Raw genomic sequence first — 9,064 nt, forward strand, 5'->3', positions numbered from 1 at the left:
AATCATTAAATGTTTTTTATAACCATCTGTTCGAAAGACAAAAAATTAAAATGAAAAGTTATGTGGCAGTGCAAAGAAAATTGCTAGTACTAATTTATACGCTATGGAAAAAAGAAGAAAGATATAAGGATAAATTTTTATTAGAGCAGCCCCGAGAGGCCGCCCTAACCGAGCTGGATCAAGTCCGCTCTTGATTTGTTTTCCTAATAGTAAATTTAATAAAAAATTATTTGGTTCTCAACACAGAATCTCTGTGGTTAAGATTGGTTAATTTTTGAGCGTTGTATGTATATGGCAGGAATCAAAAGCACCATTAAAGTAGGATTTATGATCAATCTATGAATAAAACTGATATACATATGATCAATGTCAGTATAAAACCGTAAAATGAAATACGGAATTAACAAAAAGAAAAAACCTACTGCTTCCACTGTCAATCCAAACTTCACATACTTTTTATCATAAAATAGCCCATAAATTAGCAAAAGTACTAAATTATCATTGATCAAGAATCTAATAGTTCTATTGATGATGAATTGATATTCAGAACTCAAATCATCAGAAATCAATAAACTATAATCAAAACGTTGACCTATAAAAACAATGACCAAAGCTGTAATGCTAATTAGAATCAGCAGAACTCTAAGTTTTCGATCAGGTTTTAGCCAGTCTTTATTTTTCATTGACTTTAAAAATCCAAAGTGCCCACATACCAAAAACGGCTATGTAAATAAATGCAGTGAATAAATATTTATGACTAAAATATAAAAAATCAGGCATTGAAATAGTCACGTGAAACAATAATAAAATCCTAAGCAGGTTAAATAAATGAATTACTAATATGCCTAAAGGAATAAACCACAACATGCTTTTGCTCAGATTTCCGTAAGCAAATAGGAAAGCAATGAAAATAACCATGACATTTAGCCCATTACATCCTTCGTAAACAGATAATACTGCTCTGGCATCTTTAAAAATAAAGATACTTTTCAAATCTTCTTTCGGACCTGTGCTAATTTTATCTTCATAAAGATCAATAATATCTGCTGTTTGCTCCGTTACCCATTGGGTCATAATATCGGCTTTCCCTTTGGATGCATCCAAATAGAAGCCGTAAACCACATTTAATATGATATACAAGCCAATAAACTTGGCCAGAAATAAAATGGAAGGTTTAAAATCTTGATATAAACTCACTGGTCTTTAATTTTGGCAGGAACTCCGGTAGCCGTTTTATTGGCCTCTAAATTTCTTGTTAATACACCTCCTGCACCTAAAACAGCATTTTCACCCATTTCCGATCCATTTAAGATATTGGCTCCACTACCCACAAAAGCACATTGCCTTAATTTAACATCCCCAGCTAAATTGGCACCGGGCATCAAAGAACTAAAATTATCCAATTGGCAATCATGCCCAATGGTAGCATTCAAATTTACCAACACAAAATCTCCAATATGAATATTGGTGGTTAAATTAGCCCCTGCACAAATAATACTACCTTTCCCTATTTTTATAAGGTCATTAAATATAGCATAAGGAGAAATAACTTTCGAAAATTCCACTTTTGGGTTGGTAATTTTTTCAACTACTTTTTTTCTGATTTTTCCATCTCCAATAGCCAAAGCTATAGATATAGGTCTTTCCCATTTATTGAGCTGTTCAATATTGCCTAAATATAATTTACCAAATTCAGCAGATTTATCTTCATCATCAAAAAAACCTAAAAAATGATATGGATATCCCTTTTTAATTAATTGTTGCACTATCAAATTCACTTCCCTTCCAAAACCCCCTGCCCCAAATATTGCAATTTCTGTCATCTCTACACTGTTTGTTTAATAATTTTGGCAGGATTTCCTACTACCACTGAGTGATCCGGAATATCTTCCACTACCACTGCCCCCGCACCTATTGTGCACCAATTTCCAATTTTTACTAAGGGGATGACAGTAGCACCTGCACCAATTAAAGTGCCATCCCCTATTTCTACCCCTCCACAAAGTGAGGCATTCGGTGCAATATGTGCAAAATTACCAATATTACAATCATGGTCAATACTGGAGGAAGTATTGATAATCACATGCTCACCAATTTTAGTATCCGCATTGATAATAGTTCCAGGCATTATAACAGTTCCCTCTCCTATTTCTACGTGTGAGCCAATATTTGAAGTTTTATGAATGGCTATACCAAATTCTGCATCTTTCAACTGTTCTACTACCTTTTTACGGGTATTGTTTTTCCCTATGGAAACAATACATTCCTCAATAGGATCATTAAAGTCTTTTGTTTTTCCTATTACAGGAATCCCCCAGAGCTCTTTTTTAGATTCATCTTCATCATAAAAGCCCTTCACTTGAACACCTTTAGATAAAAGAATATCCACTATTACTTTTGCATGTCCACTGGCTCCGAATAAATACATTTAATTATATGTTTTTTAGTAATAAATTTAAAAATAATTAAAGGGATAATTATTACGCTATATTTTTTAATAATCAACAACAAAAAGAACCTTCCTTGCACTAACCTAAGTTTCCCTTGAGTGGAGGTTAGGATGCTGTGCCTAATCAAAAACTATCTCAAATTCCACTCTCCTATTTTTTGCTCTGCCTGCAGCCGTATCATTACTTTCTATAGGCTGCATTTCTCCATAACCAACGGCATCCAATCTTAAAATGGCAATGCCTTGATCCATTAAATATTTTTTTGTGGCCTGTGCCCTTTTATGTGACAATAATAAGTTGGCATCATCATCCCCTTGGTTATCGGTATGTCCTGAGATTTTCAATTTATAATCTGGATTTTCCTGCATAACGGTCACTACTTTATCCAAAATCGGAAGCGATTGCTCCCTAATGACATCCGAACCTAATTCAAATTCGATTCCTTCCAATGCTTCCTTTAATACCTCCTTGGTTTCTTCTGTAATCTCAGGGCAACCATTATTTTCCGCTACCCCTGCCAAGGTCGGACAATCATCCTCAATATCAATAATACCATCTCCATCTGTATCTTTTGGTTTAGGTTTTTCCCAATCCATACTTATGATTTTAATAGTGATACGGTCTTCTAATGCAATACCATTTTTCAGGGCAACATCCGTATTGGAATAGAAAGCTACTTTCTCCCCTGATCCCTTGATTCTTAATCTATCGGGATGCACATTCTTTTTTTCAAAATAATCGGCAACTGCCTTTGCCCTATTGTAAGACAACCTATCATTTTCAGCCTCTAATGGTAATTGAGATGTATGACCTATGATCTGAATCTGCATTTGCGGATTGCTTTGCAATAATGAGGCAAATCTATCGAGTTCAAAATAGGCATCAGATCTGAAGATGTCAGCATTATTTACAAAAGTGATGTGATGAACAGGGATTTCTGAACCAACCTCAATTGGTAACATTCCCAATTTCTGATCCTGTTCCAAATATTCGTTTAGTTTGGTTAAATCCTGATATTGCAATATGCCGACATACCCCTTTTTTTGTGGTAAGTATTGATACAAAGCCCCTTTTTCTAAAATATGAGAGAATCCATTTTCTGCATTGGAAATGACATCCTCATTTTTTTCATAATTATTGGTATTAACAAACTCAATCTCAGCTTCTAATTTATTTCCATTTGAAGCATCCACTACCCCACCTTTTAAAAGTAAAACAGGATCGGGTCTAAATTTATAAGGCAAAGTCATTTCGTAAATATCCTTTGAGCCCGCAATACTACCTTTGGTTGTAACATAATAGGCATTTTCACCTGCAGCATCTATGGTATAATAAGCCTCAAATTCTTTGGAATTTACATCAGTTCCCAAGTTTTCTGGTTTTGACCAATTTTGCCAGCTGTCATCCAATCTTTTTGAATAGAATATATCAGCATCACCATAGCCATTGTGACCATAAGATGAAAAGAATAAGGTCTTATTATCTGCCGCTAAAAAAGGCGAGAACTCAGGTGAAGAGGTATTGATTTGTCTGCCTAAATTGACAGGTTTTGACCAGTTTCTTTCATCTATTCTAAAACTCACATATAAATCTTGGTCGCCATAACTTTCTTCCGTTTCGATTGCTAATAAAAGCGTTCTTTCATTATTAGCCAGATAATAATCAATATACTCATTTAAATTGTAAAACTCCTGAATATAAACCATCTGCGGATATTGCCAACGACCGCCTTTTCTATGAGAAATAGAAGCTCCATCCAAAACATCGCCATATTCATTATACCCGTTGATTACCAGTAAAGTATTGCCATCAGGCGTTACAGAACTTACCCCATTAGGATATTTATCATTCAAGGGCTCTCCAATATTTTGCGCTCCCGACCAAGATCCGTTTCGCTTTTGCGAAACATAAATATCTTGTGGATCCTTTGAACCTGCATAATTTTCAGGGTAATTCTGCCTAGCAAAAAATAAAGTATTGCCATCTGGGGAAATTACGGGCTTTGTTTCCTGATAAGATGAATTCACATTAGAACCTAAGCTTTTAGGAATATCTTGCTGAGCCCAGCTTATGTTGATTGAAAATATGATCATAAAGATTGATAGTGGTTTATGCATGATCGGTTTTTTGTACAAATTAATTGAAATATATGCATTTAAAGAAAGTAACAGAAATTACTTTTTAAAATTTTCCATCCAATATTCCTTCTTTCACCAATTCTGCGATGATTAATTCGGTCATGTCACTTTTAAAACGGAATTCATCTCTTATATCCATCACATAGGCTTTGACTCTCATTTTGTAATAGAAATGATTATTATTGGCTTCATTCAAGAAAAGAACTGTAATGGGTTTTCCCAAATAAATATATTTAGAAATCGTAGCCGCTTGTGTGGCAATTTCCCTAGTTTTGATGGTGTCGATTGTAAGCGGTAAGTAAATTTCTGCCACTACCTGACAATTGGGCTCTCCTGCATTGGAATTGGATAAGGAACTGTTCATCATCACCGCATTAGGTACTGAAACTAGCGAATCATCCGGAGTCACAATCCGGGTGGAACGTAAACCTATTTCCACCACTTCTCCATAATATTTATCCACCTCTATTTTATCTCCAGAAACAAACGGTCTATCTAATAGAATAACAATTCCGCCAAAAATATTTTTCAAAATATCCTGTGAGGCAAAACCAATTGCAACACCAATGGAAGCCGAAACTGCTAACATAGAGGCAACAGAAGGCTGATAAATTACCACTATGATAAGGATAATAACAATGGTCCATCCTACAATTTTCACTATTGGAATAGAGCCTTTGAAAGCGATTCTGTACTTAGTGCTTCGTTCTGCTAGTGCATTTAGGATATAGGTAATGATGCGAATGAAAACAAAGCCAAATATTAAAAAGACTATAGTGTAGAATATATTTCCACTTGATATCAAGTTCGATAATTCTTGAATTTTACTATCTCCAAATCCATCTTTGTCCGCACTACTTTCAGTTTTTACCACTATTGTATCTGCCACTACATCTTTTGAAGATTCCGATTGGTCAGATTTATCAACTTTATCCTCTTCCTGCGAAGCATTCTTAACCTTTTTGATTGAGTCTTTTAATAATAAAGGCTTTTGTAAAGTATCGGTTTTCAGATTCTGCTTAAGCGAATCAACCGAAGGCTTAACTCCTATTAAACTTTCTTTTTTAATTTGGGTGCTATCCTGAGCTTGAACTTGAAAAGCCATCAAGATTCCCAAAAGAAAAGAAAACATCCAATTCATATAACCTGATTTCATAATAAGTTTCTTGATTTTAGGAGTTGAACTGTATTTCTATAAATGATAGGGTTAACCAAGAATTGCGATTCCTTTTCGATCAAAACACCATCTTCCAATAATTCCAATATTAAAAATTTTGCTCTGGTAAAGCTATAGGATAATACTTTAGCCAATTGATCCAATTGTAATCCGTCATGCATAATGAGCGCTTGCAAAACAAACACCCTATCATTTTTCAAAGATGATAAAAAGCTAAAATCAGGTTTCTTGAAATTCTTGATAACTATAGTTTGGTCATCTACTTTTTTGGTAGATAAAAGCCAGAACATCAAAGCCATACTAATATTACTTTTGGCAAAATTATTCAAATCCTTGAAAAAGCGTTCTTTCAAATACTGCTGTCTTTCTTCTTCCTTCAACTTTTTAAACTTTTTATCATTGGCATCTTTTTCTAAAGCCTCAAATTTAATTTTAAAGCCACTAATCCTGTTTCTCTTGATAATAAGCTGACTTATCTCGTCATCACTTAGTGGTTCCAACGGAATATGATAGCTGAAAAAAGCACTCATTTTTAGGGATCTCTCCAAGTAATTAAAAGTATAAATAGACATAGAGCCGATCCAAAAAACATTGCGTTGAGTAGCCGTCATGATATCAATAAACTCCACCAAAGCTTTCTGACCATGCATTTCCCTTAAAAAAAGCTTTTGCAAATTCTCAAATATGATAATCCGCTTCTTTCCTGAATTCAAATGTTCAATTATCGAATCTATATCTGAAAACTCAGTTTCCAATAAATCAGAAAAGTATTTAATTAAATGGTTAGGATCAGGATTATTTAATTTTAACTCAGTACGGATTGGGACATTATTAAATTTTACATTTTTAACAGCATAATTGATTAGGGAAGTAATACCACTCCATTTTTCGGCAGTAAGCAAAACCGATGCATATTTCCCTTCAGTCCATGCCATATAAGCTTTAGAAAGCTGTTCAATTTCCTTTTTTCTGCCTTCAAATAATACCATATCGGTTAATGGTTCGATGGCATATAATCTTTTATAAATAATTGGCAGTCCTTCTATAACTTGATTAGATTCGTTTAAAAAATCTGAGACGGCACGGTTTGGCTCATTTTCAATAGTAGCAGACAGAAATCGTTTGGACAATTGGTCTTTCAGTTCCCAAGCTTTCTGATAATACTTAAGTGTGAACTTTTTGACTACCACATAATACTGTTTTATAAAATCTAAAGCTTGTTGGGTAATTGCTTCAGATTTATGAATGGCTTTAGCTTTGCTAATTCTAATTTTTAAGGCCGATACGTTTTCATTTTCCTTTAGCTTTTGAAGTTCTTGAATCAGCTCATCTTTCAACTTTTTCAATTCAACATTAGCTTGCTCGATGACCTCCTGAATTTGATCATCTACTTCTTCAGCGGTATTCTCAGCTCTTTCAAATCCATCCACTACAATTTTCCTAGCTTCATTTTCACTTGACTCAGAACCCAATGAATTAGAGGCAGAACTTAAAACATAATGAACAATTTCATCTATATCTCCAACCTTGATGAGCAACTCACCCATTTTTTGAAATATATTACTTTTTAAAGCCTCAAGTTTATTGTTAAGCTTGGGCTTTACCTCAAAAGATAATAACTCATAATTTGAAATAGACGATAATTCATTATCCTCTAAAGGACTATCAAAATTATTTGATTTGGTAACCACATAATCATTGGCCAATTTTTCAATACGTTCCCCTATCAAATGTTCTAGCCTATCCATCTGATTTAAAATGGTATTTTTGGAAAGGCTTTCCTGCATTTTCTGAATTAAACCTTGGTCTAGTTGCTTATTTGTTATATATTTTACTTGAGTAATCTTTTTAGATATATCTTCTTCCTCATTTTCACTATGATCAAAAGTCGATTGGGCTTCAGCTAAAAATGATTTAATAGGATTTATAAAATTTACTTTCAATTTATCATGCCAATCTTCTACATTAGCATTTAACCCTTTAATACTTTTTTGCATAAAGGATTGCAAAGCTGATAGTTCTAATTCTGAACGCCAGTCTTCAAAAAGTGCATGTATGGTATTATTCCAATGATGGTGTTTTCTAGCAAACTGTTTTTTAAACTGCTTAAAATCCTTATCAAGTCTTTTTGGATTAAGTAATTTACTACTAAATTCTATAGTACCAGCAATCTCAAATTCTTCCTCATAGGATTTACATAAATGGAGATATTGGTCATTAATTTGCGTTTTAATTTTCTTTAAAAAATCGGAATCAAATCCTAATTCAGAACTTTTGAAATCGGTATGGTTTTCGTCAGTAGGTAAGTCTTCAAACACCCTTAACTTGACTAAAGAAGCCGTAAATTCTTTTGATATATCATGGTTAACTTCATTAATTGAATCCAGAAAACCGTTAAAGAACTGTCTTTCAAACAATGCCTTGGCTTTGATTTCATGTTTCCAATATTTCAATGGCTTTTTCTGCTTTCTGAAAGCATTTATAAAGTGAAAAGGCCATTTGCTCAAACGGAAAAAGAAAATCTTAAAGGGCTTTCTAAATTTTAATCCAAAGCCATCTTCTTTTTGAATTTGGAACCTATCCGGCTGTTGTTGTTTTATGATGACATCAGGCACAGAAGAAAGTAAATTTTGAAACTCCGTGATGAGAGAAGCATGTAATTCTTCAAAATCCGCTTTTTCTATTTGTGGATGTTCAGAATAAGTGTCTTTTATAAAATCATAAACTGCTTGTTTATAATCATCATCAGCCTTGAAATTCGCCTCATCAGTTTGAACAGGTTTTTGTTTTCTAACAAATTCTAAATGGGTTTTTAGAAATTCTTTCTTATGCTGTATAAGCTTTTGGAAATACTCCTGTAAAAATGAATGCCATTGGGATGCAAGCTGTTCCTGATTTTCTTCCATTAAATAATTTATATGCACTTTTAAAATTAATGCATTTTACCAAATATTCAATTATGGTACAAGGAAAAGCCCCTAAATCCCCAAAGGGGACTTTTGACTCCCTGAATTAGTGTTTAGTTTTTAAAAAAAGCTGACGGGTGTGGGTTTGGTCAGAGGGGAGTTTGAAGTTGAAGAATGGTATTTGAGAATTAGAAGTGAATTTCCACATCTTTGAAAATAAAATATTAATGAAATTATTGTATTGCAATTCACCAAAATCCCATTAAGTCAATACCGTCCTAAATAAAGAGAGGGGTTTAAGTTTTATCCCAAAATATTAATTTTGGGTTGACACAAAAACCAAAAAACCCCTCATGAGCAATATTACACTTTTTGCACAGATAATTAAAAAAA

The 9,064-nt window shown here is 33.6% G+C and carries 7 protein-coding genes and 1 pseudogene; 1 reads left to right on the top strand and 7 read right to left on the bottom strand.

What is annotated here, in order from left to right; translation table 11 throughout:
* Positions 1-194, top strand: a pseudogene (locus ACFE0M_RS18240) (IS110 family transposase); the annotation flags it as partial.
* 63 nt (positions 195-257) lie between these two features.
* Here the strand turns inward: ACFE0M_RS18240 and ACFE0M_RS18245 are convergent.
* The 7 genes from ACFE0M_RS18245 to ACFE0M_RS18275 all read right to left on the bottom strand — a co-directional run bounded on the left by ACFE0M_RS18245 (position 258) and on the right by ACFE0M_RS18275 (position 8,671).
* The gene (locus ACFE0M_RS18245; RefSeq protein WP_434547230.1) at positions 258-683 is read right to left on the bottom strand and encodes an exosortase F system-associated membrane protein; all 426 of its coding nucleotides are present in this window, start codon (positions 681-683) and stop codon (positions 258-260) included.
* Positions 673-1,197: an exosortase family protein XrtF gene (gene xrtF / locus ACFE0M_RS18250; RefSeq protein WP_434547231.1), complete on the bottom strand. Its 525-nt coding sequence runs from the start codon at positions 1,195-1,197 to the stop codon at positions 673-675. Before xrtF ends, ACFE0M_RS18245 begins: the two co-directional genes overlap by 11 nt.
* A complete protein-coding gene (locus ACFE0M_RS18255) occupies positions 1,194-1,823 on the bottom strand; it encodes an acetyltransferase (protein ID WP_434547232.1) in 630 nt (209 codons plus the stop codon). Before ACFE0M_RS18255 ends, xrtF begins: the two co-directional genes overlap by 4 nt.
* Before the next feature lie 2 nt (positions 1,824-1,825).
* Entirely contained in the window at positions 1,826-2,428 is a 603-nt protein-coding gene (locus tag ACFE0M_RS18260; RefSeq protein WP_434547233.1) for an acetyltransferase, read from the bottom strand.
* A gap of 141 nt (positions 2,429-2,569) precedes the next feature.
* Positions 2,570-4,567, bottom strand: coding sequence for an OmpA family protein (locus ACFE0M_RS18265; RefSeq protein ID WP_434547234.1), 1,998 nt, complete (start codon positions 4,565-4,567; stop codon positions 2,570-2,572).
* Positions 4,568-4,631: 64 nt separating this feature from the next.
* Positions 4,632-5,744: a mechanosensitive ion channel family protein gene (locus ACFE0M_RS18270; protein ID WP_434547235.1), complete on the bottom strand. Its 1,113-nt coding sequence runs from the start codon at positions 5,742-5,744 to the stop codon at positions 4,632-4,634.
* The gene (locus ACFE0M_RS18275; RefSeq protein WP_434547236.1) at positions 5,741-8,671 is read right to left on the bottom strand and encodes a hypothetical protein; all 2,931 of its coding nucleotides are present in this window, start codon (positions 8,669-8,671) and stop codon (positions 5,741-5,743) included. The genes ACFE0M_RS18270 and ACFE0M_RS18275 overlap by 4 nt, the downstream gene beginning before the upstream one ends.
* Positions 8,672-9,064 lie beyond the last annotated feature (393 nt).

This window comes from Marivirga sp. (genome assembly GCF_051117495.1).
Taxonomy (GTDB): Bacteria; Bacteroidota; Bacteroidia; order Cytophagales; family Cyclobacteriaceae; genus Marivirga.